The 26,987-nt window shown below is 53.7% G+C and carries 22 protein-coding genes; 12 read left to right on the top strand and 10 right to left on the bottom strand.

Annotated elements, in window-relative coordinates; genetic code table 11:
* Positions 1-2: 2 nt before the first annotated feature.
* The 3 genes from NKH51_RS09865 to NKH51_RS09855 are packed head-to-tail and all read left to right on the top strand — an operon-like array spanning position 3 to position 3,297.
* Positions 3-1,673 carry a phosphotransferase gene (locus NKH51_RS09865; RefSeq protein WP_254761523.1) on the top strand — a complete coding sequence of 557 codons (1,671 nt, stop codon included), beginning with the start codon at positions 3-5 and terminating at the stop codon, positions 1,671-1,673.
* 38 nt (positions 1,674-1,711) lie between these two features.
* Positions 1,712-2,116 (top strand): LNS2 domain-containing protein, encoded by a 405-nt coding sequence (locus NKH51_RS09860; protein ID WP_254761522.1) that lies wholly within the window; start codon positions 1,712-1,714, stop codon positions 2,114-2,116.
* Positions 2,113-3,297: a hypothetical protein gene (locus tag NKH51_RS09855; RefSeq protein WP_254761521.1), complete on the top strand. Its 1,185-nt coding sequence runs from the start codon at positions 2,113-2,115 to the stop codon at positions 3,295-3,297. The genes NKH51_RS09860 and NKH51_RS09855 overlap by 4 nt, the downstream gene beginning before the upstream one ends.
* Positions 3,298-3,411: 114 nt before the next feature.
* Here NKH51_RS09855 and NKH51_RS09850 read toward each other — a convergent pair whose 3' ends face one another.
* On the bottom strand, positions 3,412-3,702 hold the full coding sequence (locus tag NKH51_RS09850) for a hypothetical protein (RefSeq protein WP_254765184.1): 291 nt from the start codon (positions 3,700-3,702) through the stop codon (positions 3,412-3,414).
* On the opposite strand from NKH51_RS09850, the gene NKH51_RS09845 reads away from it, so the two are divergent.
* The 7 genes from NKH51_RS09845 (at position 3,656) to pseG (ending at position 11,811) form a co-directional block, all read left to right on the top strand.
* Entirely contained in the window at positions 3,656-5,062 is a 1,407-nt protein-coding gene (locus NKH51_RS09845) for an oligosaccharide flippase family protein (protein WP_254765136.1), read from the top strand. The genes NKH51_RS09850 and NKH51_RS09845 overlap by 47 nt on opposite strands.
* 41 nt (positions 5,063-5,103) lie before the next feature.
* Positions 5,104-6,084 carry a sulfatase-like hydrolase/transferase gene (locus tag NKH51_RS09840; protein WP_254761520.1) on the top strand — a complete coding sequence of 327 codons (981 nt, stop codon included), beginning with the start codon at positions 5,104-5,106 and terminating at the stop codon, positions 6,082-6,084.
* A gap of 117 nt (positions 6,085-6,201) precedes the next feature.
* Entirely contained in the window at positions 6,202-7,623 is a 1,422-nt protein-coding gene (locus NKH51_RS09835) for a hypothetical protein (protein WP_254761519.1), read from the top strand.
* Between the two features lie 85 nt (positions 7,624-7,708).
* Entirely contained in the window at positions 7,709-9,148 is a 1,440-nt protein-coding gene (locus NKH51_RS09830; RefSeq protein ID WP_254761518.1) for a sulfatase, read from the top strand.
* 78 nt (positions 9,149-9,226) lie between these two features.
* Positions 9,227-9,769, top strand: coding sequence for an acyltransferase (locus NKH51_RS09825; protein ID WP_254761517.1), 543 nt, complete (start codon positions 9,227-9,229; stop codon positions 9,767-9,769).
* Between the two features lie 318 nt (positions 9,770-10,087).
* Positions 10,088-10,834 (top strand): cytidylyltransferase domain-containing protein, encoded by a 747-nt coding sequence (locus NKH51_RS09820; protein ID WP_256527457.1) that lies wholly within the window; start codon positions 10,088-10,090, stop codon positions 10,832-10,834.
* The gene (gene pseG / locus NKH51_RS09815; RefSeq protein ID WP_254761515.1) at positions 10,834-11,811 is read left to right on the top strand and encodes a UDP-2,4-diacetamido-2,4,6-trideoxy-beta-L-altropyranose hydrolase; all 978 of its coding nucleotides are present in this window, start codon (positions 10,834-10,836) and stop codon (positions 11,809-11,811) included. The genes NKH51_RS09820 and pseG overlap by 1 nt, the downstream gene beginning before the upstream one ends.
* 83 nt (positions 11,812-11,894) lie before the next feature.
* On the opposite strand, the gene NKH51_RS09810 is transcribed toward pseG, so the two are convergent.
* The 8 genes from NKH51_RS09810 to NKH51_RS09775 all read right to left on the bottom strand — a co-directional run bounded on the left by NKH51_RS09810 (position 11,895) and on the right by NKH51_RS09775 (position 21,679).
* On the bottom strand, positions 11,895-12,614 hold the full coding sequence (locus tag NKH51_RS09810; protein WP_256527525.1) for a WbqC family protein: 720 nt from the start codon (positions 12,612-12,614) through the stop codon (positions 11,895-11,897).
* A gap of 20 nt (positions 12,615-12,634) precedes the next feature.
* On the bottom strand, positions 12,635-13,879 hold the full coding sequence (locus tag NKH51_RS09805; protein WP_254761513.1) for a sulfatase family protein: 1,245 nt from the start codon (positions 13,877-13,879) through the stop codon (positions 12,635-12,637).
* Positions 13,880-13,918: 39 nt separating this feature from the next.
* Positions 13,919-14,974, bottom strand: coding sequence for an N-acetylneuraminate synthase family protein (locus NKH51_RS09800; RefSeq protein WP_254761512.1), 1,056 nt, complete (start codon positions 14,972-14,974; stop codon positions 13,919-13,921).
* A 35-nt stretch (positions 14,975-15,009) separates the two neighbouring features.
* Entirely contained in the window at positions 15,010-16,197 is a 1,188-nt protein-coding gene (locus NKH51_RS09795; protein ID WP_254761511.1) for a DegT/DnrJ/EryC1/StrS family aminotransferase, read from the bottom strand.
* Entirely contained in the window at positions 16,197-17,144 is a 948-nt protein-coding gene (locus tag NKH51_RS09790) for a dTDP-glucose 4,6-dehydratase (RefSeq protein ID WP_254761510.1), read from the bottom strand. Before NKH51_RS09790 ends, NKH51_RS09795 begins: the two co-directional genes overlap by 1 nt.
* Entirely contained in the window at positions 17,144-18,247 is a 1,104-nt protein-coding gene (locus NKH51_RS09785) for a polysaccharide biosynthesis protein (protein WP_254761509.1), read from the bottom strand. The genes NKH51_RS09790 and NKH51_RS09785 overlap by 1 nt, the downstream gene beginning before the upstream one ends.
* Before the next feature lie 427 nt (positions 18,248-18,674).
* Positions 18,675-20,474, bottom strand: coding sequence for a glutamine--fructose-6-phosphate transaminase (isomerizing) (gene glmS, locus NKH51_RS09780; protein WP_254761508.1), 1,800 nt, complete (start codon positions 20,472-20,474; stop codon positions 18,675-18,677).
* Positions 20,474-21,679 carry a sugar phosphate nucleotidyltransferase gene (locus tag NKH51_RS09775; protein ID WP_254761507.1) on the bottom strand — a complete coding sequence of 402 codons (1,206 nt, stop codon included), beginning with the start codon at positions 21,677-21,679 and terminating at the stop codon, positions 20,474-20,476. The genes glmS and NKH51_RS09775 overlap by 1 nt, the downstream gene beginning before the upstream one ends.
* Before the next feature lie 185 nt (positions 21,680-21,864).
* On the opposite strand from NKH51_RS09775, the gene NKH51_RS09770 reads away from it, so the two are divergent.
* Positions 21,865-22,749 (top strand): glycosyltransferase family 2 protein, encoded by an 885-nt coding sequence (locus NKH51_RS09770; RefSeq protein ID WP_254761506.1) that lies wholly within the window; start codon positions 21,865-21,867, stop codon positions 22,747-22,749.
* Positions 22,750-22,817: 68 nt separating this feature from the next.
* Here NKH51_RS09770 and aglG read toward each other — a convergent pair whose 3' ends face one another.
* The gene (aglG, locus tag NKH51_RS09765) at positions 22,818-23,777 is read right to left on the bottom strand and encodes a glucosyl-dolichyl phosphate glucuronosyltransferase (protein WP_254761505.1); all 960 of its coding nucleotides are present in this window, start codon (positions 23,775-23,777) and stop codon (positions 22,818-22,820) included.
* 174 nt (positions 23,778-23,951) lie between these two features.
* Here aglG and NKH51_RS09760 point away from each other — a divergent pair, with 174 nt between their 5' ends.
* Positions 23,952-26,849, top strand: a complete 2,898-nt coding sequence (locus NKH51_RS09760; protein WP_254761504.1) for an oligosaccharyl transferase, archaeosortase A system-associated — start codon at positions 23,952-23,954, stop codon at positions 26,847-26,849.
* The last annotated feature ends 138 nt before the right edge of the window (positions 26,850-26,987 follow it).

The following is a 26,987-nucleotide window of genomic DNA, read 5'->3' as shown; positions in this document are numbered from 1 at the left end:
ATATGCTCGATCAATCCGCCACAGACATCTTAATCGTTCCGTCAGCGGTGCTGGTTCCTGACGAATTGCGTCTCGACGTCGGCTCGATTCCTACGGGGCTGATTCCACTCCAAGGTCGACCAATCCTCGAGCGAATCGCAGACACGTATGAGGAAATCGACTTGACGAAGGTCGTTGCGGTATCCGAGTCGGGAGACCTAATCCGTGAGTACGTCGACCGGAGTGCATACGAGTGGGAAGTTATCGATGTCGGCGAGACGGTCAGCGTGGGTGATACTATTTTACGAACTCTCGAGAGCCTATCAGTCGAAATGCTAGCCAATTCTGATCTTTATATCAATTTCGCAGACACCCTCGTCGAGCCGGTCCAGCGCGTTTCTGGCCGTGATTACATATCTTACACAGAAGAAGATCGGTCCTATCGATGGACGACTTTCGATATCTCGGGTGGGGAGATCGATACAGTGACAGAGAAGTATAGCTCGGTCGATGAGGGGACACGCCCAACATTCGTCGGCCAGTTTGGGATTACAAATGCGAGAGCCTTTCAAGATGATCTTAAAGTGGCCGTTGAAACTAATTCTCAGGGCCTTGATCCTTTCTACCAAGGCTTACTATCTTATCTCTCAGACCACCAATATTCTCTCCGTGAGCCCGATGTTTGGTTAGATGTCGGCCATCTAGACACCTACCACCGGGCGGCGAAAGAGTTCCTGAACGCCCGTGAATTCAACGAATTAGAGGTCAACGAGAAAAATGTCATCGCAAAGCATAGTGACGATACTAGTACGCTCATTAGCGAGATTAACTGGTATAACCAGATTCCAAATCAACTTCAGCCGTATCTCCCACGTCTCTACGACTGGTCAACTGACGTTCAAGACCCCTACATTGAGATGGAGTATATCGGCTATCCGTCCTTAAGTGATCTACAACTGTACGGATCTCACGGAGACCATATCTGGGATAACGTATTCCACCGGCTATTTGATATGCTCGCCGAGTTCCGACAGTTCAAGGTGGAATCATCCTCGTCTGTCATTCAAAATTCGCTGAAGGAGATCTATCTCGCAAAAACGCGACGACGGCTGAGTGCGCTACACGATAGTGGTCGTGCGGACGCGATGTTCGAAGCAGAAAGCGTTTGCATTAATGGACGCTCATACCCCGATGTTTCGACGATTCTCGAGGAGATCGAGGACCTTGTCTATTCAGTTGGCCTTCTCGATCAGGAAGAATTCTCCGTAATCCACGGCGATCTTTGTTTCCCGAATATATTATACGATCCTCGGAACGGGATCCTGAAACTCATCGACCCACGCGGGGAATTTGGGGAGTTCACGATCTACGGCGATCCACGATATGATGTCGCGAAACTGCGTCATAGTGTCGCCGGACACTACGAGCATCTTATCAATGGTCGATTCTCTGCATCATACGATCCAGAGTCCGCTTCGATTGACTACGAGATTTACACCACTGACCGTCAGAAAGCCCGTAAATCGCATTTCGATGCACTTCTTGAGGAACGTGACGGGATTAGCCTCAAAACGGTGAAACTGGTCGAGGGTTTGTTATTTTTGAGCATGGTTCCGTTGCACGCAGATAGTCCATCACGGCAGCAGTGTATGCTTGCACAGGGAATTGAGAAAGTAGCGCCATATCTTGAGTAACCAGTAAGTTTGTAACGGCTCCGTCGTAAGAGGATATTATGAACCCTAGACCGAATAAGCGGGTTGTATTCGATGTAGACGGTGTCATTTGTAAAAAAGACGCTGAACTGGACTATACTGATCGAAAACCCCACGAAGAAGTCGTGGAGCAATTGCGGAAATATAAGGAAAACGGCTACTACATCATTCTCTATACAGCCCGGAATATGAATACTCACGAGGGCCGTCTCGGGCGGATCAACGCCGACACGGCGAAGACCCTTTTAGAGTGGCTGGAGGAGCACGAAATTCCTCATGATGAGATTCACTACGGAAAACCATGGTGCGGACATGACGGTTTCTATGTCGACGATAAAGCAATCCGTCCGACTGAACTGCTGGAGTACAGCCGCGACGAAATTGAATCACTCTTAGAAGCAGAAGCAGAGGCAATCCATCAATGAACGCGATCGCTGTCTCCCTGTACGATAAGTTCGACGACCTAGCTGTCTTGGTAGATATCATCCGTCATAATTGGGAAGAAGACTACTATATCTTGGTCTGCTCAAACCATCCTGATGCTCACAAGAAAATCTCTGCGATTGAGGGAGAGATTGATTTCTTTGAGCAAGGTGCGCAGATCCGATATGACGATCTCTCGGCAGTCTCTCGGTCAAGAAACAACCTGAGTTTTCGTATCTACGATTCGATCCGAACCTCCTGTAGAGCCGCCTTTGCTAAGGACGATGTTGATTATGTAATGCATCTCCATGCCGACGCCTGGCCGCTTAGTGAAGAGGAATTCAAGAGCCTAATTCAGGACATGGAACAGAATAACTACTCTGTCGCATTCCCTAGCAATACTCGCGCATTTATGGACAAATACTCTCCGGGTAGTTTCGAAGACAACTTCTTGGTGTTTGATGCCGCAGATGCGGCCGCTGTCAATCTCTTTGAGCATTCACCTCTAGAATTACCCCCGACGTGGATACACCAAATTCTCCCGTTTCTCTGTATCCCGAAATTTGGGTGGGGGAAGATTTACCAGTATACAAATGGGGCAGAACGGGAGCACTGGGACGGAAAACCTAGCGCTGAGATTTCCAATGATGCCCGACCAATGTTTCACAATCCCACATTCGGGCAAGTCCACATTGCTAAAGAGGACTTCGCCAGTGAGCTCGGAAAAGCTCTTCAATCCTACTACCTGAGGGACTACGGAATCACCGACGGTGAGTATGTTCAACAGCTATTAGATGATTATGAGTTGCCAGACGATGAATTGTTCCGACGTTTAGATGCCTACCTCGAAAGATTTAACGATGAACTCAAATGGTATCTCCTCTCAGACGATTCGTTTGGCCGAGATATACGGAAAATAAAAGAATTTCTGGAGGAGAAGTCACTACCTGAAAAAGCCATTATATCGGTGGAGAGGAACTCCGAAAATCTGTTCATCCAACCCTTGCTGAAAGGGGCGTTCAAGAGTATAAAGCAATTGATAACGGATAGCCCTCCGGAGTCGTACAACAAATATCCAAATCAATCAATCAACGATCGGTTTAAGCGGGACCTGAAGGAAAGCGATTTTCCAAAAGAACTGCGGGAGGATTATCGGGATACGTTTGAGAAAGGCGATCAATAGGGACACTCGTTCAGGGAACATCAGTCTGTGTATATTTCCGAACATATTGAAATTGGTAACCCAACTGAATGAGTCTCACACACCCACCGATCAGGTATTTTTCCACCGCAGTATTCAGAGGATTTCTTCCAGTTCAACAAGCATACTGTACAGACCCCCGATGGCAAGCGCGAGCCATGCATGAACTAACAGCGTATCAAAAACAGTGTCAGAAAGCAATCGCGCACCGGCGACGATCCCCGTAATCGATACGACGAACCAGCGCCCCGCTAAGGCGAGATATTGATATGGCGACGATAGCAACATCAACTGGACCCACAAATCCCGCGTGACTACTATGAGATACGGCCGCACCTCTATGGTGAATTTCTTCTCCCAGCTTGCAATGTCTCTTTCGGGATTCATTGCGACAATTGTCCTTACACGCACGCTCGGACAGAGCCAGTACGGCACGTACGTTGTCGTGCTATCCGTACTTTCATGGGTCTTGATCGGCGGTCAGCTTGGTCTCCCGCAAGCAGTTCGAAAACGTGTTAGTGAGGCTGACGACGGCAATTATATTGTTTCTGGTGCGGCTGTACAATTTGCGTTGTATGGGGTTGTAGCGATCTGTCTATGGATCGCCCGTCCGTACTTCAATGATTTCATGGGTATTGAGGCGACTTGGATCCTCATCGCTATGTTGGCTGGACAGCTTGCACTCGGTTTCGTCCAAATGGTCCTTGACGGTCAGCACCTCGTACACGTATCAAGCATTCTCTCTCCAATTGAATGGACGAGTCGTAGTATCGTCCAGATCGCTCTAGTTCTTTCGGGATTCAGTATCATCGGCGCGTTTGCCGGGTACATCCTCGGTACGGTCGTTGCAGCCGCTATCGGGGCGTACTTCATTACTATCCCAAATGAGCTACCATCACGGCGAGACTTCTATCGATTGAAATCGTACGCGCAATTTTCGTGGCTCGGTTCTATCAAAGGCCGGACCTTCTTATCGATGGATACGATTATCCTTGCAGTCTTTGTTTCACATAGCCTCATCGCAGTCTACGAAATCGCATGGAATCTCGCCTCTCTACTCGCCATCTTTGGGTCGTCTATCTCTAAGACGTTATTTCCAGAGATGAGCAAATTATCGTCGGAAGGGGAATCTGCGGACCAAATTTCTGGGCTGTTACGCGTCAGTCTCGCGTATTCAGGACTCTTCATCATTCCAGGGCTGACCGGGGCCGCTCTCGTCGGCGACATCGTTCTGACTATCTATGGTTCCGGATTCGAGATGGGGTATTACATTCTTCTCGTGCTTACATTCGCTCGGCTGCTATACGGCTATATGGGGCAATTCCTCTCCACGATTGACGCGCTTGATTATCCGGATCTCACGTTCTCTGTCAACGCTATTTTCGTCGCGGTGAACCTCTCGTTGAATATTCTACTCACATGGCAGTTCGGCTGGTATGGAGCAGCAGCAGCGACGACTCTTTCTGCCGGGATCGGCCTGCTGCTCGGATATCATTATGCCAATCGCGTCATTGATGTCATCCTTCCAGTGAATGAAATCGCTAAACAGTGTCTATCTGCCGGCATTATGGCTACGGTCGTTCTCGTCGCGCGTGTGATGGTCGGTGATTCATTGCCGGTTATCGGTGTACTCGTTATCGTTGGCGCTACAGTCTACTTCTCAGTACTACTCGTACTCTCCCAAGAGTTCCGTACGACTGTCGAAGATAATCTCCCGTTCCGGCTCCCAGTGCTCTCTCCGGAGTGAATCGGTTATCTCATTACCGTTCGTTCTGCTATGGAGAATACATGCAGACAAACGTCCGGGAGTGGCTCTCGGAGATGCGGGAACAACTTCGTGAGAATCCGACTCGAGCACCTCTTTACGTTGTTTATACATGGTATCTCATCCTCTGGTATGCGGTTACGTCGCGAATCCCATTCGGAACGAACGTCTACGAACGTGACTGGGACATCCTGATAATCCTCGATGCATGCCGGGTTGACACGCTTCGCGAAGTTGCGGACGAGTACGACTTCATTGAGGATATCGATACGATATGGTCAGTCGGGAGTCAGTCGGACGAGTGGATGGCGAATACATTTACCGAAACGTACCACGAAGAAATAGAGCAAACACACTACGTGGTTGGAAACGGTCACGTTAGCCAGCTGTTCGAACGCGGTGATCTGCCACCGAAGAACAATACGACACCAATAGATTTCTCGAAATGGGATCTCGTCGATTTGGCAACGTTTGACGCAGTAGATATGGTCTGGCGAGACTACCATGACGACACCTATCACGTGGTTCTTCCAAGGGTAATGACTGACCACGCAATCGAGGCTGGGCGACAAGACAATCCCGATAAACTGATAGTGCACTACATGCAGCCACACCTGCCATATATCGGTCAATCAGTATGCGAGGGACGGCCACCAACCGATATTGAAAGAGATGGATACAAGCGTCTCGAAACTGGTGATGCAGAACATGAGGAAGTCTATAGACTGTACAAAGAGACGCTCCGTTTTGTCCTTGATGACATTGAAACCCTCTTGGAAAACATAAATGCTGAAACCGTTGCGATTACTGCTGATCACGGCGAAGCGTTTGGAGAGTTAGGAGCGTACGGTCATCCAGAAGGGTTCCCTCATCCTATTGTGAAGAGAGTACCCTGGATAACGACATCAGCAAATGATATGGAAACACGGAAACCGAACTTAGGACCAGACACGGCTGAAGAAACAGACTTAGAGAAACACCTCCGGGATCTCGGTTATCGGTAGGCCCCTCAACTATTCAATCAGTTTTGTTATATTAATATGTGTTTCCTGACAGCAGTGTAGAAGCAGTTATCAGGCGAAGTCATTAAACCGACCGAGTCTCATAGGGGAACCAGTTATATGGGTCTCGACCACTCCGACTTCGAAGCCTTTGAACTCGAGCACTCGCTCTTCGAGTTGCGCGTTGATGGGGTGCCAATCTGGGAACGGATCCGGTTTCACGTCCACAGAGAGATTGCCGAGCAAAACGGAACTGGACAGGCTCACACCGGAGTCGGTGACGACTGGCGAGATTACCTTCGTGGGGCAGGGTTGTTTCTCAAAAACATCGTACAGAAGAATCCGTATCTTACAGCGGAACACGATATCCTCTTCTGGGGTCATCACAGACGGAAAAAGCGAGACGACGGCTATTGGTGGGATATCTACTGCGATCCGATTCACGAGTGCAGTGATTACGACTACGTGCATTACGAGAAACCACACATGTTAGAACACCGTAGTCCGGCGCGAACGTCGAACCTTCGCTACCTCGATCTCATAGAACACGGTGGGACCATCCAGCAACTCTTAGGTGTGAACGAACCATCAATCCCGAAAGCGGAACGAGATCGACTTGAGGCGGCTCAAGACGCAATCCGAGATCGGTTCGATGCCGACGTCGATCTAGTTTCGATGGCGAAAGAAGCCCTTCACGTTCGACGGACGACGCTTCCGCTTTACCGATGGCTTCTCAAGCGAGTCGATGCGGAACTGGCCGTCATCGTCGTAAGCTATTGTCGAGAAACCTTCATCGATGCCTGCAAGGAACAAAATGTTCCAGTTGTCGAACTGCAACACGGCGTCATCTACGATCATCACTTTGGCTACTCGTTCCGCGGTCCTCGGACGAAGGAGACATTTCCCGACTATCTCCTCACCTTCGGTGACTTCTGGAAGGAGTCCGTTGAGTTTCCGATTCCAGACGATCGGGTCTTTCCCATTGGATATCCGTATCTCGAGCAATCCATCGACAAGTACGACGATGTCGAAACCAAAGACCAGCTACTATTCATTTCTCAAGGAACGATCGGCGAGCAACTCTCAAAATTCGCACTGGAAGTCGATCGACATTCGGAAATCGACCACGAAATCGTATACAAACTCCATCCGGGAGAGTACGATCGGTGGGAAACAGAATATCCGTGGTTGCTTGAGACAGATATCGAGGTTGTTGATAGCTCTGATCGTCAATTGTATAAGCTATTTGCCGAGTCAGATGCACAGATTGGCGTTGGTTCTACGGCTGTCTACGAGGGATTGGCGTTCGGACTCCAAACGTACATTTACGACTGTCCGGGATCGGAGGTACTAGAGCCTTTGGTAAACGAAGGTTCCGCCAAACTCGTGACTTCAGTCGAGGGGTTTGTTTCATCACTTGGCCGTGAAGAAGGAACGTTTGATCGTGAATATTACTTTGCACTGAAGGCAACTGAACAAGCAAGAAACGTCATTGGACACTTAGCCGATAACGGAACACCGTATGAACTTTCGATCGAATAGATTATATAAATATTTCTACCGACCCGACAGTAATTTGGATCTCTAAGCCAGAACAGTGATAAGGAGAGAAACAAGCGAGATAACTATGACCCGCTCTCAACCAAACATTCTTTGGATTACACTTGATAGTGTTCGAGCTGATCACACTTCTCTCCATGAGTACCGGCGAGATACGACGCCTGAACTCTCTCGAATCGCCTCCGACGTAAACAGTGTTAATTTCAAGCACGGAATTGCACATAGCACTCGGACACCGGTGTCAGTTCCGTCTATGCTCACAGGCTTATATCCATCTCGACACCGAATGATTGGGACAAGTTCGGGGGATATGCTTCCCAAATCTATGAAGACTGCTCCGGAATTACTCTCGAAACAAGGCTATCGGACTATCGGTATCTCTGAAAACGGATATGCAGGTGAGGCGAAAGGAATTGATGAACGATTTGATGATTTTATTAAGTCATCTCCGTCAGGCATCCGAGACTTGTTCTCGCATCAGTACAGATCTAGCTTTCTTAAGTATAGTCTCAAGATGCGAAAGCACGGTCCAGGCTTGACGCTAGATGCTGGCGAACATGGGAAACAGAATTCCTTCTTTACGACAGATATCACGAAGCGGAAACTGCGTCGCGTCTCAAAGATGGATGAACCGTTCTTTTGTTACGTCCACTACAACGACCCCCATCACCCATACATTCCGCCGGTTTCCTGTCGTGACGAGTACGTAGACGAGATCAATGCGACGATAGGTGAGGCTGTTACGTTCGCACAGCGTATGCACGACGAGATGTACGAGTGGATAGCGAATGCACTGCCGCTCTCAGACGACAAACGAGAGATATTATATGCGATGTACGATGCAACGATTAAATATACGGACGCATGTGTAGGGGAGTTATTCGATTTCGTCCAGAAGAGATTTGAGGATACAATCATCGTCATTACAGCGGATCACGGTGATTTATTTGGGGAATATGGCCTCCTCGGACATCATATGGTACTTCACGACGGTTTGATCCATGTTCCACTTATCACCTACGGACTTGACGATGTGGATCACCATGCGGAACGACCCACACAGCATATTGATATAATGAATACCATACTTTCATTAGTCGGTACTGACACGTCTCAGTTTCAAGGGTACGACATACGACAGCAGTCTCGTGATGTTGCAGTTAGCCAAGATTTGCGTGGTACAGTTGACGATAACGAGGCTCAGAACTACGAACGTATCCGTCAGTATAACCCTGATATCGACCTCTCGCATCTTCCACGGTCTCTCATTACAACTGCTCGGACAACCGAGTTTAAACTCGTACAGACAAAAGAGGAAAAGAAACTCTATCAGTTACCTAATGAAAATAGTGATGTTAAAAATAGCTATCCATCTATATACAAGGAACTTACTTCGTTCTTAGATACATGGCTAGAAACCGAGGGTAAACCATTTGAAACTGCGCCAAAAGAACCGAAGCTGGCAGAAGAAACGGAACAGCATCTCCGTGAGATGGGGTACATCTAAACCCGCTATGCAACGTACTACCGTAGCAATCATAACCAAAAGAATATTAGAAGAATGGTTCATATGGACAGATGAAAGATGTTAGGTGACTTATCTCGTGTATTAGTTCCGATGGCTAAATTATTATTTAACTATATGAATAAAATAGAAAGGTGGTACTATACAATGAGAGTTAAGTTAACAGCAGAATCAACTGGCAAAGACCTGAGAGTAAATGGAAAATCCTATGTGAACGCAAATACGGAACTAGGAGATAATGTCAATTTTAATGGGATGAAGATTCGTGGCGATGGGAAAGTAACGATAGGAGATAATTTCCACTCTGGACCGGACTGTCGCATTTTAACTCGGAACCATAATTATGATAACGGGACTAAGATCCCCTATGACTCCACGTATATCCGGAAAGAAGTATCTGTAGGAGATAACGTCTGGATGGGAGTTGATTCAATGATCTTGCCAGGAGTGAATATTGAAGAAGGAGCAATTATTCAGGCTGGTTCAACCGTTGTATCTGATGTTCCGAAGGGAGCGATCGTCGGAGGTCATCCAGCAGAATTATTCTCTTATCGAGACATGGAACATTATAAGAAAATGAAGGAAGAAGGGAATTTTCAATAGTATTTTACATCATGAAAATTATAATAGTTAAAAAGAATAGATCAATCATAAGTCTGCAAGACTTGATCCATCGGTGAGGGGATAAAACTACTAATGATTACAGATACGTCATGATGTTCTAACTCATTGAAAATGTATTGGCGCTGGTAAAAATTCTGTTGGTGGTCGAGGCGAATCCGCCGCCATTCTGTGGGGCGGCGAATTTGTCAACTACACAGTTATTTCATATAGTCCTCCACTGACCATATTCGATATTCTGTGAGATAACATAAACCGGTAAGTGTAAATCACACCGTGAATGATCCATTGCAAGGACCGATGGTAAACATAACTGCTGTTCTTCAAGCCAGAATCGGCTCTACTCGCCTCCCGGGTAAAGTCATGTATCCACTTAACGGCCAGCCAGCACTCGAACATGTCGTCACTCGAGTCAGTCACGCGGACGCCGTAACCGATACCGTCGTCGCAACCTCCACAGAACCTCAGGACGATGTAATTGAACAGTACGCACCCAAGTTTGGCGCGGATGTCATCAGAGGAAGCGAATCGAACGTACTGAGTCGGTTCGAACAGGTAGTCGAGCAGTACGAACCGGAAATCGTCGTCCGAGTGACGGCTGATTGCCCACTCATCTCTCCACGATTTATTGACGCTAGTATCCAGCGTATCAGGGAAAGCGATGCAGAGTATGTGTCCGCTGGTTTCGACCGAACATTCCCTCGCGGAGTGTCATGCGAGGTTTTTACAGCCGAGTCGTTCGAGCAAGTGAATGCTAAATCGACTGAACCTCGTCATCGCGAGCACGTCACACCGTACTACCGGGAGCATCCCGAAGCGTTCGAGCTGTCCAACCTAGGGTCCAACCAGGTATTTGATGAACCATGGCTGCAGGATCGTACCGATCTCCGACTCACGCTTGACGAACCGGCTGATTACCATCTGCTCGAGACAGTGTATCGCGAGGTAGAGTACGAGGAAATGATTGACATTGCTGATGTGATCAAGTATATCGACAAGAACGGACTTGTGGAGATTAATGATCACGTAGAACAGAAGACCGTCTAATGAGAGTCGGAATTCGGGCCGATGGTGGTCCATCCATTGGATTTGGGCATTTGGTTCGAACAGGTGCTATCGCGGCGGAGTGTCTTCGCCGGGGAGATACTGTCGTATATTTTACTACGACGCCTGACTCTGTCTCGACAACGCTACCGGATCCCATAACGATGGAAACACTGGACACCGCGGACGATCCAACAGAAGTGGTGCAGGCACTCAACGAATGTACCATCGATACACTTTTTGTAGATTTATTTGAAGCAGATACAAAATATCAGCGAACACTCTCTCAGAGTGATTCAAGAATCGTTGTTCGCCATAACTATATGAATCATACTGTCTGTTGTGATGCTCTCGTTTACGGTGATCTGCATGCGCCCGCTCTTGATTACGAATGGATCGGAACAAAACCGGAGTTCCTGCTTGGGCCCGACTACGTACTTCTTCGTGAACAATTCCGTGAGGCCACACAAAAAGATACAAATTGGAAGCAAGAGCCGACCCGGGCCCTGATCACGATGGGCGGGAGTGACGTATCAAACGCAACTCCCGATATTATGAAGGCTTTCCAAAATTTCAGTGGAACCGTTGATGTAGTCATTGGGCCAGGCTTTTCGAATACGGAAGAAATAGAGCGAGCGACTGAATCGCTCTCTACCCAGTTCAATCTATTACGCTCTCCTGATAACATGGCAGGACTCATGCGGCGGGCGGATCTTGCAGTGAGTGCTGTAGGCGGAACTGTGTTTGAGCTGCTCGCCGTTCAAACCCCTTTCGTTGGGATACCGCAAGTTGATAACCAGATGCAACGGGCCGAGGTGCTGCGTCGGAACGGACTTGCTAGTATCGTCACTACCGATGACGAAGTTCTATCCGAAGTTGAATCACTGGTGAAAGATGACGGAAAGCGAAGAACATTATTTGAGCGTATGGCTGGTGTTGTTGATGGAGACGGAGCGAAACGGGTTTACGAAGCGTTTTAGATATGGTTGTTTAGCTGGATGAAGGCTTTATGACGAATAATGTATATAAAATATATTAATAATACATACGTATTCTCTCTCAGTTAGGCCTCCTGTAGTAATGCGTTTTCTTCTCCAGTCCGAATTAGAGAAGTCAGTTCATCACCAACGTTGAATAGTGCGTCAATTATTGAAAGATGGGATACAAAATCACCATATAATTGATTATAGCGGGGATGATCAAACTCGTGCCAGTATAGAGATATGCCATTTTCGACAAATTGGTTTACATTTAGGTAGTCTTTCGCACCAGGGCCAGAAATGTACTCATCAGCGTTGATGTGCTGTAAAGTCTTTATAAGCTTATCTGTCCCACTACTATCGATATCAAAATCTGACGAGAGACAGAATTCTACATCGTCAATGGACAACTCTTCATATAATTTCTTTATTAAATGTATATTTAGGTCTCGCAATGACTTCCAATCCTCATTATATATATCGTTGAGTAAATGGATATAGTCGTCGAAGTATGGTGCACTTGCTGATCCATATGGAACCGATTTTGGACCATACGCAGATTTGATGGTTGATAGGTGCTCTTGTTGCCAGTCTCGGGCTTGGTCGATTCGAACAGATCTAATATCCTGTCCGAAGTCCTCAATCACTGGGACTTTTAACCACTCGGTCTGTCCACTGGCTTCTGGGACCTTTATACGGTTTCGTTGCTGCCAAGAGTCACGACTGAACTGGACGTCATCGTAGAATACGAAAACATCGGCCTGATCGATCATGCCAAAGTATCCCAACCAAGGGAGGTACATCGGTTGTAGGACGACTGCCTTCATAGATATCCGAGATCTTCGAGTCGTTGTTTTACCTCGTCTGAATGTTCCTCGTTAGAGAGCAACTGACCGTACTGTGCCCTTAGTTGCTCGTCCATTTGCTCGGCGATGTCCTGTCGCTTGTCAATCATGTTAATTTCCTCACCAGAATCAGATGTTGTATCATAGAGTTCTCGGGTATCTTTGTCGACCGAGACGATGTATTTCCAGCCATCGCGACGAGAGACAGAGAACCGGTTGAACGTCGATACCGACTCTTCATCCGCTTCACCGATTCCGCCGAACTGATCATGTGTCGTCGTGCTACTAAACGCGTATTCGGGAAATTCTCCCTTCCCTTGTTCGAGTTGGGGTAGTAGGGAACTCCCGTCCAGATCATCCCTTAACGGTGTGGTACCGAGGGCGTCCAATATCGTCGGAAGAATATCGACAGATCGAACCATCTCGGAGACCGAACCCGTGTAGTCGATGTCAAAGTTGTAGAGGATCAACGGAACTTTTAGCGCTTCGTCATACAGCAATGTTCCGTGGAGATCAAAGAGGTCAACCGTTGACTGATCGTCGAAGCGTTTTCCCCAACTCTCGCCGTGATCGCCAGTGATCACGATTGCCGTATCCTCAAGCAAGTCCTCTTTACGAAGCCGATCGATAATTGCACCGACGTACCACTCACTAAAGCGTTCGATCGAACGTTCGTATCGATACTTGGCCTCTTCAAGACCTTCACCACCTTCCTGAATGAGAGACATCACCTCGTCCTTACCTCGATGCCATGCCTCACTCGAGTATTTCAGCGTGTACGGGACGTGTGTCCCCCGGTAGAGGTTGTATATAAAGAACGGTTCGTCCTTGTTCTCCGAGATAAAATCAAGTAAGGCTTCGAGATCGTACGACCAATCGTCGTGATCAACGTTTTCGGAGAAGAGTTCGTCCCTTCGGTCGCTGTCGTAGTAGAGTGCAGTCTTGTAGCCGTCCGCTTTGAACTGATCAAATACAGTTTCCCCTTCGTCGACATCTGAGTCAAAAATTCCGATCTCGTGAGGATACTTACCAGTCCCGTGGGATTTCACCGATGGAATCGTCCACGGAGCGGCTGAAACGGTATTTTCGAATCGAACACCGCTTTCAGCTAGCTCATCAATCTCCGAAGACAGGACGGAATCGTTTCCGTAGCAACCCAGATAATCGGCTCGAAGCGAATCTGCGATAAGATAGATTACGTTCTTCTTAGTCTTCGTCCCCATACGGGAGAGTATCGCATTCAAGGTATAAAAACAGTGGAGTCACAGGATCTGAACGTCTACGTCATCCACGTTGACTGGATCTCCCTCGGAGAGGTCGTTGATTGCTGTTGCTCCGACAACGTCTGTCATATATTTGGGAGCAAGACCTTCGCGTTCTAAGGTGCCTGGTCTGAGTGCTCGAACAGCATCTTCAGTAATAATATCGCCTTCATCGATATCACGTACGACAAAAAGACTACGGGTAGCGCGACTAACGGATTCCCTCTCGACAGACGAAACAGCTAACTCCCCAGTTCCTAAAGCCCGTTCGGTCCTGCGAACCTGTTGGATCATTTCAGCTAGTTCGTCGGGCTCGAGTGCAAAGGAATGATCCGGCCCCTCCATCTGGTTATCGAGCGTAAAGTGTTTCTCGACGACTGTCCCTCCGAGAGCGGTCGCTGCTGCTGGTGAAATTGCGGGCTCCGTGGTGTGGTCGGAAAGTCCTACCAATGTTTCAAACTCGTCTTGTAGCGACTGGACGGCTTGAACGTTGATTTTCTCTAGCGGCGTCGGATACGAGGATACACAATGTAACAGAACGAGATCGGCGACGCCGTTCTCACGAAGAACCGTGACGGCTTCGCGTACCTCGTCGATACTGTGGCCCCCGGTAGACATAATGATCGGCTTGCCATACTGTGCGAGTTCCTCAAGGAACGGATGATGCGACAGTGTAAACGACGCCACCTTGAATGCGGGCACGTACTCCGCGAGTTCTGCAGCCGATCGCTCGTCAAACGGCGACGACATGAACTGTATGCCTCGCAACTGGCAGTGTTCGGACAGCTCTGGGATCCATGTGTAGGGTTGCTCGAGCCTCTCCAAGAGCGAGTACGTCGAGTCCTGGGGATCATCGACGAGATGGCGATCATCGACGTACAGATCCTCTGCTCGGAAGGTCTGAAACTTCACTGCGTCGGCCCCAGCGTCTGCAGCAACGTCGATGAGTTCCTTCGCCGTCTCGAGATCACCGTTGTGATTCGAACCGGCTTCGGCGATAACGTATGTCGGCTCGTCGGGACCGATTGCTCGATCTCCGATTTTGAACGATTCCATGTCCGTACCCCGTCACGGAATAGCAATAAGCCCACCTACTTGAGATCCGCGTCGCGAAGTGATTCGATTGCCGTCAAGACGTCCGTGACATCTCGGTCACTCATTTCAGCGTGTAACGGAAGACTCACTAGACCGTCGTACACTCGTTCCGTTTCGGTGAAGAGACCGGGTTCGTACCCGAACTCCTCCTGGAAGTACGGATGGTAATGGAGGGGGACGTAATGCACTTGCACACCGATGTTTTCTGCATGGAGTGCGTTCACGAACTCGGTTCGATCACAGCCGAACGACTCACGCACTTCGATCGCGTAGAGATGGTACATCGGATCTGATTCGGTCGCGTCGGGCGGTGTCCGGATCCCATCGATCTCGTCCAGTGCCTTATTGTACTGCTCGATAATATCGTCACGTCGGTGCTTGAACACCTCAAGACGGTCTAACTGCGCTAGACCGAGTGCTGCCTGCAGATCGGTGACATTGTAGTTGTAGCCGATGCCCTCAGTCACTTGATACCACGGTTCGTCGTCGTGACCGCTGGGGCTGTATTCCATATCGAATGATCGGAGTCGACGACATCGCTCCGCTAGTTCGTCGTTGTCGGTTACGACCATTCCTCCCTCGCCCGTCGTGACGTTCTTGACTGGGTGGAAGCTGAACACGGCTATATCACGCTGTGCGCCGATTGGTTCGCCTCGCCACGTGCCACCGAAGGCGTGACACGCGTCCCAGATCACTGTCAGGTCGTGGTCGTCGGCGACCTCGAGTAATCCCTTGATGTCGGCCGGGTGGCCGGCGTAATGCATCGGAATGAGCCCGACAGTATCGTTAGTCACCTGTTCCCGGACTGCGTCCGGATCCAGCGTGCGGCGATGTGGATCGATATCCGCAAACACCGGGGTTGCCTCGTTGTACGTCGCAGCGTGGGCCGTCGAGACGAATGTCAACGGTGTCGTGATCACATCATCGCCAAGTTCGAATCCGGCTGCTCGCCCGGCTAAGTGCAACGCAGTTGTTCCCGACGTCGTGGCGATTGCATGCTCTACACCAATGAGCTCGGCCACGCGCTCTTCGAACGCTTCGACCGTCGGCCCGCGAGTAATGTAGTCTCCCTCGAGCGACTCGAGGACTGCTTCTTTCTCCCGTTCGGTAATACTTTGACTGCCGTAGCCAAGTACCTCGTCGCGTACCGGTTCGCCCCCGTAGTATGCTGGTTTGCGAGCCATTATGACTCGTTTTGTTCTCGAAGCCAGTCTCGAAGTTGATCGATGCCTTCCTCAAGGGACACCTGCGGTTCCCAGCCCAGCATCTCTTCGGCTTTCGATGGATCGCAGAGGAGTTTCTGAACCTCGCTCTGCGGATGGTGGTGTTCGACGTGAGTGATCTCAGTGTCTTCCGTTGCGATGACTTCTGCGAGTTCGTTGATGGAGATATCTGTACCCGTACCGGCGTTCAACACTTCTCCGATGGCGTCGTCCGAGAATGTTCCGTCGACGATAAATCGGGCACAGTCAGTTGCGTACAACAGATCCCGGGTTTGCGTCCCGTCCCCGAAGATTTTCAGGGGTTTACCCTGAAGATCGCGATTCGTGAAGATCGACACGACACCGCCTGCCATGCTCGTTTTCTGATACGGACCGTATGTATTGAACGGTCGGAGAATCGTCACTGGTAGATCGTAGCCGTGATAGTATCCCTCAGCGAGGTCTTCGGCAGCGAGCTTCGATCCGGCGTATGGCGAGGCTGGCTTTACCGGATGCTCTTCATCGATTCCGGCGTCGGAATCGACCATGTCGTACACCATACACGTCCCGACCAATCCGAGTCGCGCCTCCGCTTGACGGCAGGCTTCGAGTATGTTCTGCGTGCCAACGACGTTCGACTCAAAGTGCGATTGCGGATCCTCGAGACTCTCCTGCACGTCAATCTCCGCAGCGAGGTGGATACAGGCATCGACATCGTCATCAAAGCGACTCGTAACGGTTTTCGGGTTACAGACATCTCCTTCCACGAGATCGAACCGTTCCGAGTCTTCGAACTCGGCAATATTTCGATGTGAACTGTTAGAGAGATCATCCAACCCTCGAACGGTATAGCCTCGCTCGAGCAATTCCCGGACGACCCAACGACCGATAAACCCTGCAGCACCGGTAACAACTACTATTTTGCTCATTAGTGATCGATAGCGCTTGTTCCGTTAAAACTGTCACTCTGCTCTTCCGATTCCGTCTCAGAGCCGTGGTTTCGGTCGAAATCCGACTCTGTCGCAATCAGAGGACCGTTTTCTTCGAGTAATTTTACGATCTCGTCTTTCGAAAGTTTCGGTGCATTCTCGGAAGACAGAACAAGCTCCGATGGATCCGTGAATCCGACTGTACTTGTTTCCGCCTGGAACTCGTCCATCTCCGGTTGAATCGCATACATCTCGTCGTTCTCGTATGCGCGTTGTGCCTCTCGCTCAGTCATGATCTCCTCATGGAACGTCTCCCCGGGCCGCCGTCCGATCACGTTTATGCCGATTTCCGTTGGGTCGTACCCGTATTCGGGTGCCAAAGTTTCGATCATCGCCTCTGCGAGATCTTCGATCTTCATCGCAGGCATTTTGTAAACGAACACTTCGCCGCCTTGCATTTTCTTTATCGCCTGTGACACTAGATCGAAAACATCGTCGTAGGTCAGGAAAAAACGGGTCATGCGCTCGTCAGTAAGGGTGACGGGCCCTCCATCGCGGATTTGGCCAGCGAAAATCGGAATAACTGACTGCGAAGAGTTAATGATGTTCCCAAACCGGACTGATGCGAACCGGAGGTTCCGATCGCCACGATGGTTGTTGCCTGCTGTAATGAGTTTCTCTCCGAGAAGTTTCGTCGTACCCATCGTGTTCGCCGGATTTACGGCTTTATCACTGCTCGTAAACACGACGCGTTCGACGTTCGCATCGATCGCTGTGTCGACTATGTTCTGTAGTCCCAGCGTATTCGTTTTCACCGCTTCGAACGGATTATATTCGCATATATCGACATGTTTCATCGCTGCCGTGTGAATGACGATATCGATATCTTCCATGGCTCGTGCTAACCGATCCCTGTCGCGAACATCGCCAGAGAGGTAGCGACATCGCTCATCGTCTATGGTTGACCGGACCTTTGTGAGACCTGGTTCGTTATTGTCGAAAATCCGTAACACGGACGGATTTTGATCTAGGAATCTCGGGATCAATGTTCGAGCAACTGATCCGGCACCACCTGTGAGAAGAATGTTGTTTCCCGTAATCATCATCTATCAACTGTTATAGAGTCCCTATCAACCTATTGGTACGGCCTCTCCGATTCAGTCGGTTAAATAATACAATTCATTATATATGCGCAATATCTGACTTTGATCTATGAGGTCGATATCCATTTCATCGATCAGGGGGTCGTTCGCCTGAACCCCACCGTTACCAAGTTCGTAGAGTCACACAAGTACCGAGCCCAGACTTTCACAATTCTCGTCCTAGCAGTACTGGGCTGAAGAGATAGTCGGTCTGACCTGCCGGAATAGGCTAGCTTGGAAGGATATGATCCAGTGCGGTTCTAACCAATGAGGGGTGCTTTACGAGGGGACCGGAAGCCACTCGACGATACCTTCCAGGTGAACCAAAGAAGGTTCCAGTACCCGGTTACGCTGTTGACGGTCCAGTTCATGTGGTCGAGTCACACTCTCATTCCACGGTCACGCTCTTCGCCAGATGCCGTGGCTTGTCGATCGACCGTCCTAGCTCGTTGGCGACCCAGTAGGAGACCAGTTGAAGTTGCACGTTCGCCGTGATTGCCCCGGCCACGTCGTTCGAGGCCGGCACCTTGAGCACCCGATCCGCGTACCGCTCGACATCTGTCTGCCCGTCAGTGACCGCAACGACAGGCGCGTCGCGCGCTTCGACCTCTTTTACGTTACTAACGGTCTTGTGGGCGCGTTCGCCGTCTCCAATGACGACCGCGAAGACGGGCGTCTCCTCAGAAACCAGTGCCATCGGACCGTGTTTCAGTTCGCCGGCGGCGAACCCCTCGGCGTGGCGGTACGTGATCTCCTTCATCTTGAGTGCACCTTCGAGGGCCACGGGGTACTGGTGGCCCCGGCCGATGAAGAAGAACGCATCGGAGTCGACGTACTCCGCGGCAATCTCCGACGCTCGCGACGTGTCCAGAACGTGCTGGACCTGATCGGGCACGTCACGCAACGCCTGCACGACATCGTGCGTCGACGCGTCGCTGAGCCGGCAGGCCAGTAGCGTCAGCGCGACCTGCTGGCTCGCGAAGGTCTTCGTCGCGGCGACGCAGATTTCCGGCCCGGCCCGGATGTAGAGCGCGTGATCACATTCGCGCGCAGCAGAACTCCCGACGGTATTCGTCACCGCGACGGTCCGCGCGCCGGCGCGGTTGGCCTCGCGCAGCGCCCGCATCGTGTCGGCGGTCTCACCGCTCTGAGTCACGCCGACGACGAGCGTCGACTCGCCGACCAGCACCCGATCGGCATCGTACTCGCTGGCCAAAAACGTCTGAGCCGGGACACCACGCTCGCGCAACAGTTCCGCGCCGAACATGGCGGCGTGATAGGAGGTGCCGCAGGCGACGAACTGCACCGGCCACGACGGCTCGAGATCGGCCAACTCCGCGAGCTCCACGGTACTGCTGAGTCCGTCGACGCGACCGCGCAGACACTGACGGAGGGCCGTCGGCTGTTCGTTGATCTCCTTGAGCATGTAGTGGTCGTATCCAGACTTCCCGGCGTCTTCGGCGTCCCACTCGAGGGTCTCGACGGTCGTGTCGACGACGGTCCCGTTGGCATCCGTAACGACGAACTCACCGGGCGAGAGCCGCGCGAACTGGCCGTCCTCGAGGTAGACCACGCGATCGGTGTAGTCGATGAACGCCGGGGCGTCACTGGCCAGATAGTAGCCATCATCGCCGATCCCGAGTACCAGCGGCGATTCCTGCCGGGCCGCGTAGATCTCGTCCGAGCTGGCGAACACGGCCGCGACGGCGTAGCTCCCCTCAAGGCGATCGATCGCCCGCCGAAACGCGGTCTCCGGCGCCGCGCCCGCAGATAGGGCCTGCCCGATCAGGTGCGGGATGACCTCGGTATCCGTCTCGCTCTCGAAGTCGACGCCCTCAGCGGTCAGTTCGTCCCGCAGTGCCTGATAGTTCTCGACAATGCCGTTGTGGACCACCGCGACCCGATTCTCGCTGTCCGTGTGCGGGTGAGCGTTGGCATCCGACGGCGGCCCGTGTGTACTCCAGCGGGTGTGGCCGATCCCGATCGAGTCGCCGCGCAGCGACTCCGTCGGCAGCGTCGACTCGAGCGCCGAGAACTCGCCTTCCCGTTTGTGAACCCGAAGCGCTCCATTGGCCACGGCGACGCCTGTGGAGTCGTAGCCGCGGTACTCGAGGCTGGAGAGCCCGTTCAGCAGCACGTCGATCGCGTCGGTCTCGCCGTTGCCGACGTAGCCGACGATCCCGCACATCAGTTGCGTACCTCCGTCTCAGCGTCGATCGAGCCGCAGACGGTCACTCCGGTGCCGAGCACGGCGCTCGACCCGACGACCGTCCCCGGCGCGTACGTCACGCCGCCCTCGTCGCGCACTCTGTCGGCCAGCAAGGCGCCAAGGTCCTCGTCCCGGTGGATCCGGTCTCGGACGTGGACGTCGCCCGGGCCGCCGACGACGGTCGAACCGGGACCGACGCGGACGCCGCGGCCGGTCACGCAGTCGACGAGGGTCGCGTTCGGTCCGATTCGCGTGTCGGCGTCGACGACGCTGTGTTCGACGACGGCGTTCGAATCCACGGTGACGTTCTCGCCGAGACAGACGTTCGGACCGATCACCGCGCCGGGGCCGACGACGCAGTCCTCAGCGACGACAACAGGTTCGCGGACCGTCGCGTCCTCGTGGATCCGTGCCGAGGAGCCCACGTGCCTCTCGACGATCCCATCGGCCGTGTCCTCGAGGAGGGCGTCGGCGACCGCCAGCAAATCCCAGGGGTAGGTCGCGTCGATCCAGATCCCGTCGGAGACGACGCCTTGGACCGTTCCCACGTCGCCGTCGATCAGCGCCGCGAGCCCGTCGACCAGCGTGTGCTCGCCGGGCCGGGAACTCGCCGCTCGGACGGCGTCGAACGCACGCGCCTCAAGGGCGTAGACGCCAGCGTTGAGCTGGTAGCTCCGATCGTCCCGCGGATTCTCGACGATCTCGGTGACTCGCCGGGATGACCCGTCAGCCCCGTCGCGCTTGAGGATCACGCCGCCGTAGTCGGCAACGTCGCGGTGGCGAATCAGTCCGAGGGTGGCCGCGGCGTCGGCGTCGTGGGCCGCGACGACGTCCTCGACGATCCGCCGGTCGACGAGCTGGTCGCCGTTGACGACGAGCGACGGCCCCTCGATTTCGGCCTCAGCAGCCAGCAGCGCGTGGCCGCTCCCGAGCTGTTTCTCCTGAATGACGTAGGTCAGTGGTACGTCACGATAGGTCGATCCGAAGTGAGACTGGACACGATTGCGGCCGTAGCCGACAACGACGGTAATATCCGTGACGCCGGCCGCAATCAACGCGTCGAACACGTGCTCTAGAATGGGTTTGGTGGCAGCAGGTAACATGGGCTTGGGCCGATGTTCCGTCAACGGCCGTAACCGCTTCCCCTCTCCAGCGGCGAGAACGATAGCGGATCGAACGCTCATTGCCTCCCTCTCGTAATACAGTCAGTGTATGTCTTGTGGTGAATCGGCGAATGGATCGCAATATCCTCCACCATACCGGATACACATATTTTGAACACATATAGAATTTCAAGATAAGATTTGATAAGGAATCCGGAACCTTTTCGCCAGAGTTAGGCGTATCACTATTCGGTGAAGATCAGGACGTGAATCCGGATATTTCGGTCGTCATCCCCGTTTATAATGATCCGAAAGGTCTCTCAACCACTCTTAACTGCCTAGTACAAATAGACTATACAAACGCCGAGTTTGCCGTCGTGGATAACGGCTCGGTCGATCGAACTCCTGACACTGTCCGTTCCTATAATGACTCTCGAGTTCTTCTCTACCGTGAAACGGATATCCAATCTTCCTACGCCGCCCGCAACACCGGTATTCGAAACACCGATAGCGACATCCTTGCCTTCGTCGACGCGGACATGACCGTCTCTGAGGACTGGCTTGAGTCGGCCCTCCAAACCTTCCAAACTCAAGACGCCGACTACATGGGTTGCAACGTCGAACTCACCCTCCCGGAGGACCCCGCGCTCGCCGCTCGCTACGATCACCACACCGGCTTCCCCGTCCAGCAGTATCTCGAACACCAGCAGTTCGCACCGACTTGTTGTCTCTTCGTCCGCCGTGAGGTCTTCGAGGACATCGGCCTCTTCGATCATAGACTCATCTCCGGCGGCGACAAGGAGTTCGGCAATCGAGTTCACGACGCGGGCTATGACATGCACTTCGCCGAGGACGTCACGATGTATCACCCGACGCGAAACACCGTCCGCGAACTCGTCAACAAAGATCACCGTGTCGGCCGCGGTCTCTGCCAACTTCAGCGGTATCATCCCGACCGATACGGTACGCCGGGCGTTCCGCCACGACCGAGCGGCGTCAAAACCCCCGATCCAGAACTCGGGACGAGCGATCGGCTTGCCTTCAGTGCGCTCTCGACGTTCCTCACCGGGGTGCGTGGCCTCGGTTACTATGGGGAGTACCTCACCGGCGATCGTCGTGATGACCTTGGCGGGATACCAGAACTCGACTGATGGTGCCGCTCGAGCGTGAAATAACCGAACTCTTCGATAGACGCCTCAAGTGAATTTGTGAGAGTCCGTTAAGCCTCTAGCGCTGCGTCGTGATCAACAGTTAATTCCGATCGATCGACGTCGGCCAGCCCATATAGGTAGCCGAACCCAACAGCCGCGGTGAAGACGAAAATCGTCACCAGCTGCTTCACTTTCGGAATCGAGGGCCGCTGCAGAAGACTCGAGAGCCGATCCGGAACGAATTCGAGCATTAGATGCCCTAAATACGCGTTCTTGTCGCCCTTCGCCTCGGGCAACAGCAGATCCATGATCCGCTTCGAGTAGCCTTGCCAGAACGAACGGAACACGAGCCACCGGAAGTCTCCACGGTAGTCGAAGAGCTTGTGATGGACGACAGCATCAGTATTGTAGATCACGCCCTTGCCATACTTATTGGCCATCCGGATACAGACCGGCGCCTCGTGGGCCTGGATATGCCGATCACCCTGTCGCCCGGTGTTCTCGTCGTAGCCACCCACCGAGAGGAACACGTCCCGGCGGAAGGAGATGTTCGAGCCGTACGTGTTGCGCAACTCCTCCATGTGCTCGCCCATGCCACGCTCGTCACAGCCGACGAGCCAGTAGAACTCCGCGGGGAAGAAGTCCGGCTTTTCCGTCACCCAGTCGGGCGCGACGTGGCCGCCGACGGCGATCGCATCGGTTTCGTCGTAGACGCGTGCCAGTTCGGCGACCCAGTCTTCTTCGGCGACGGCGTCGTCGTCGATAAACGCCACCACTTCGCCGGTCGCGAGCTCGGCGCCCCGTGTGCGGCTGTAAGAGATGCCCTGGTTCGCGTCGTTACAGTGGAGGACAACCTCCTCGAGCCCGCCGTAGTCTTCTTGGACCCGTTCGAACACCGCGTCGTTCCCGTCGACGACGAGTACGACCTCGAGGGGCTCATACGTCTGGGCGAGGACGCTATCCACACACTCGGAAAACACGTCGTAGCGGTCCATCGCGTACGTACAGATGACGACGGAGACCTTCATCGACGGCGGATTTCGGTGAGGTGCGAATAAGCTTTTTCCTTCGCGGAAGATTCCACTACGCAGACAGTCTGTAATCGACGAGCGTCAGTAAATCTCTCAGGTGGGTTGCCCGTATATTAACTCGCCACGACTATATGGCAAGGCTTATTCTTCGGTTGGGGTTGGTACACGCTAATGAGTACTGACACCGAACACGTCGAGGAGGGCACCGAAACATCTCTCCTCGCGTCGTTCCGCGACTGGTATCACCTCCCCGTCCTCGGGGCGGTGATCCTCTTTATGATCTGGGTGCGCACCCAGTCCTATAGCCGATTCGTCACCGAGGACGGGGCGCCTGCGCTCGCGGGCGTCGACTCGTGGTATCACTGGCGAACGCTCAACTGGACGGCCGAAAACTACCCGCATACGATGCCGTACGAGGTCTGGACCGGGTTCCCGACGGGCAACTACGTGGGCCAGTTCGGCACGCTGTACGACCAGCTCATCGTTACTGCGGCGATGATCGTCGGCCTCGGCGATCCCTCCCAACAGACGCTGTACGCGGTCGCGCTCCTGTCGATCCCTGTCATGGCGGCGCTCGTCGCGATCCCCGTCTTCTACGCGGGCCGGCGCCTCGGCGGGACACTCGGCGGCCTCGTCGCCGTGGTCGTCCTCGCGCTTGCAAAAGGGCAGTTCCTCGCGCGCTCGACGGTGGGTCAACTCGACCACCACACCGGCGAGATCCTCTTCATGGCGATCGCCGTCCTCGCGATGATGGTAGCCGTCACCGTCGGCGAACGCGAGAAACCGATCTACGAACTGGTCGCCGACCGCGACTGGACGGCCCTCCGCACCCCTGCAATCTACAGCGCCCTCGCGGGCGTCGCCCTCACGCTCTACATGTGGGTCTGGCCATCCGGCGTCCTGCTGGTCGGCATCTTCGGTGCGTTCTTCGTCGTCCAACTCTCGCTCGACTACGCCCGCGGCGTCTCCCCCGACCACCTCGCCTTCGTCGGCGCAGTCAGCATGGGCGTTACCGCCCTCCTCATGACGCTGCTGATCGAGAACCCCACGATGGGCTCGACGAGCTTCGGGCTGCTCCAACCCCTGCTCGCTTTGCTCGTGGCCGTCGGCTGTCTGTTCTTGGCCTGGCTCGCCCGTGAGTGGAACAACCGCGATCTCGAGCGTCAGTACTACCCCCTCGCGGTCGGCGGCCTCATCGCGGCCACGCTGCTGGTCATGTGGCTCGCCCTCCCCGACCTCTACAACGCGACCGTGGGTAACGCCATCCGGCGGATGCTTCCCATCGGCGGGACCGCGACCGACCTCACCATCGTCGAAGCCCAGCCGCCCGAGGACTTCTTCAATCGCGTCTTCACCGAGTTCGGCGCGGCGTTCTATACGATGCTCGCCGGGCTCGCCTTCCTCGCGATCCGGCCGCTGTTCGGCCGGAAATTCCGCGCCGAGCACACGCTCGTCATCGTCTGGGCGCTGTTCCTCATCAGCATGGCCGCAACGCAGGTGCGCTTCATGTACTACCTGCTGCTCGCGGTGGCGATCGTCAACGCGGCGTTCATCGCCGAACTCGTCCAGCTGTTCAATCTGGATCTCGAGCGCAGCCTCGCCTCGCTGCGCGAGCTCGAGACCTACCAGGTGATCGTCGTCGTCCTCGTCGTGCTCCTACTCTTCGCGCCACTGCTCCCGCCGCTCGCCTCCGCCACCGCGTGGCAACAGGGCAAAGCCACCGGCCCCCAGAGCGATTCGATTACGTGGGAGGGGTCGAACGAATGGCTCCAGGAGAACACACCCCGGCCGGGCAACTACGGCGGGGCGAACAACGCCGATCAGCTCGACTACTACGGGACCTACACGCCCGGTGACGGCGACTACGACTATCCGGAGGGCGCCTATGGAGTCATGTCGTGGTGGGACTACGGCCACCTGATCACCACGCAGGCCGAGCGGATCCCCCACTCGAACCCGTTCCAGCAGAACGCGCGGTCCTCGGCAGCGTTCTTCACCGCCGAATCGGAAGAGCGCGGTGAACTGATCATGGAAGCGATCGCCGAAGGCCAACCGGTCGCCGACAGATCCACCGAGGAACTCCGACAGGCGGTCTCAGAGGGCGAGTCCGGCGAGCCGATCAAGTACGTGATGATCGACTACGCGATGGCCGGCGGGAAGTTCGGTGCGATCACCCGCTGGACCGGCCCCGGCTACGGCCACTACGTGACGCCCCAGAATTATAATGGCGGGCCGATCAACGCCAGTGAGCTCGGCCAGGTCTACGGCGACCTGCCGTACGACGACACGATGCTGTCCCAGTTGTACTTCGACGACACCAACAACATGGAACACTACCGTCTCGTCCACGAAGGCGCCGACGCCGGGACGGCCACCTACGTCAGCTACGCACAGGTCGACAACAACGGGCAGGTCGTCTTCCTCGGCCCGAACAACCAGCCGGTCCCCGCGGGTCAGGGCCGCCCCGCCGTGGCCGTCAACCAGCGGATGAACCCCCAGCGGATCGCCCAGATCCAGAACCACCCGAACTATCAGGTCTTCGACGTCAAGCAGGCCGCCGCCGTGAAGACGTTCGAACGCGTCGAGGGCGCGACGATCACCGGCAGCGCCGACGAGGTGTCCGACCCCGCAAACGCTACCGTCGCCGCACAGGTCGAACTCGAGACGAACTCGGGGCGGACCTTCAACTACACGCAGCGCGGCACGCTCGCCGAGGACGGGAGCTTCGAGCTGACGGTGCCGTACGCGACGAACGACGCACTCGGCGTCGACGATGGCTACACCAACAGCAGCGTCGAGGCGACCGGCAACTACACCGTCAACGTCATCGCCTCCGAGAACGGATCGATCGATCAGTACAGCGGCGAGACAGCCGTCCCCGAGCCCGCGGTGATCGATGGCGAGACGGTCGACGTCTCCCTCGAGGCGGTGGAGAACCCGTCGGGCAACGAATCGGCCGGCAACGAAAGCAGCGGTGAGACCAGCGAGAGCAGCGGTAACGAGACCGGTACCGGCGACGGGACCACAGCGAACGCCGTCACGCCAGTCGCGGCCGAGCCAGCGCGCTGAGGCCACGTCGCTCCAGATCCGGTTCGATCAGAGCGCATTTCCTGTCCTCGAGTCGGCCATCATCTCTCGGTTTCGCGTCTGTCGCCTCGCGTCTGTCTCCTCTCGTTCGGTCCAGCCGGTGAGCGGCGAGTCGGTAAC

The sequence above is a fragment of the Natrinema marinum genome, assembly GCF_024296685.1.
GTDB classification, from domain to species: Archaea; Halobacteriota; Halobacteria; order Halobacteriales; family Natrialbaceae; genus Natrinema; species Natrinema marinum.
This window is presented reverse-complemented; position numbering and strand designations above follow the sequence as displayed.

Coding starts and splice junctions, on each gene's coding strand:
- NKH51_RS09865 (WP_254761523.1), top strand. CDS start 3: ATGCTCGATCAATCCGCCACAGACATCTTAATCGTTCCGTCAGCGGTG.
- NKH51_RS09860 (WP_254761522.1), top strand. CDS start 1,712: ATGAACCCTAGACCGAATAAGCGGGTTGTATTCGATGTAGACGGTGTC.
- NKH51_RS09855 (WP_254761521.1), top strand. CDS start 2,113: ATGAACGCGATCGCTGTCTCCCTGTACGATAAGTTCGACGACCTAGCT.
- NKH51_RS09845 (WP_254765136.1), top strand. CDS start 3,656: ATGGTGAATTTCTTCTCCCAGCTTGCAATGTCTCTTTCGGGATTCATT.
- NKH51_RS09850 (WP_254765184.1), bottom strand. CDS start 3,702: ATGAATCCCGAAAGAGACATTGCAAGCTGGGAGAAGAAATTCACCATA.
- NKH51_RS09840 (WP_254761520.1), top strand. CDS start 5,104: ATGCAGACAAACGTCCGGGAGTGGCTCTCGGAGATGCGGGAACAACTT.
- NKH51_RS09835 (WP_254761519.1), top strand. CDS start 6,202: ATGGGTCTCGACCACTCCGACTTCGAAGCCTTTGAACTCGAGCACTCG.
- NKH51_RS09830 (WP_254761518.1), top strand. CDS start 7,709: ATGACCCGCTCTCAACCAAACATTCTTTGGATTACACTTGATAGTGTT.
- NKH51_RS09825 (WP_254761517.1), top strand. CDS start 9,227: ATGTTAGGTGACTTATCTCGTGTATTAGTTCCGATGGCTAAATTATTA.
- NKH51_RS09820 (WP_256527457.1), top strand. CDS start 10,088: ATGGTAAACATAACTGCTGTTCTTCAAGCCAGAATCGGCTCTACTCGC.
- pseG (WP_254761515.1), top strand. CDS start 10,834: ATGAGAGTCGGAATTCGGGCCGATGGTGGTCCATCCATTGGATTTGGG.
- NKH51_RS09810 (WP_256527525.1), bottom strand. CDS start 12,614: ATGTACCTCCCTTGGTTGGGATACTTTGGCATGATCGATCAGGCCGAT.
- NKH51_RS09805 (WP_254761513.1), bottom strand. CDS start 13,879: ATGGGGACGAAGACTAAGAAGAACGTAATCTATCTTATCGCAGATTCG.
- NKH51_RS09800 (WP_254761512.1), bottom strand. CDS start 14,974: ATGGAATCGTTCAAAATCGGAGATCGAGCAATCGGTCCCGACGAGCCG.
- NKH51_RS09795 (WP_254761511.1), bottom strand. CDS start 16,197: ATGGCTCGCAAACCAGCATACTACGGGGGCGAACCGGTACGCGACGAG.
- NKH51_RS09790 (WP_254761510.1), bottom strand. CDS start 17,144: ATGAGCAAAATAGTAGTTGTTACCGGTGCTGCAGGGTTTATCGGTCGT.
- NKH51_RS09785 (WP_254761509.1), bottom strand. CDS start 18,247: ATGATTACGGGAAACAACATTCTTCTCACAGGTGGTGCCGGATCAGTT.
- glmS (WP_254761508.1), bottom strand. CDS start 20,474: ATGTGCGGGATCGTCGGCTACGTCGGCAACGGCGAGACCGACGCGATC.
- NKH51_RS09775 (WP_254761507.1), bottom strand. CDS start 21,679: ATGAGCGTTCGATCCGCTATCGTTCTCGCCGCTGGAGAGGGGAAGCGG.
- aglG (WP_254761505.1), bottom strand. CDS start 23,777: ATGAAGGTCTCCGTCGTCATCTGTACGTACGCGATGGACCGCTACGAC.
- NKH51_RS09760 (WP_254761504.1), top strand. CDS start 23,952: ATGAGTACTGACACCGAACACGTCGAGGAGGGCACCGAAACATCTCTC.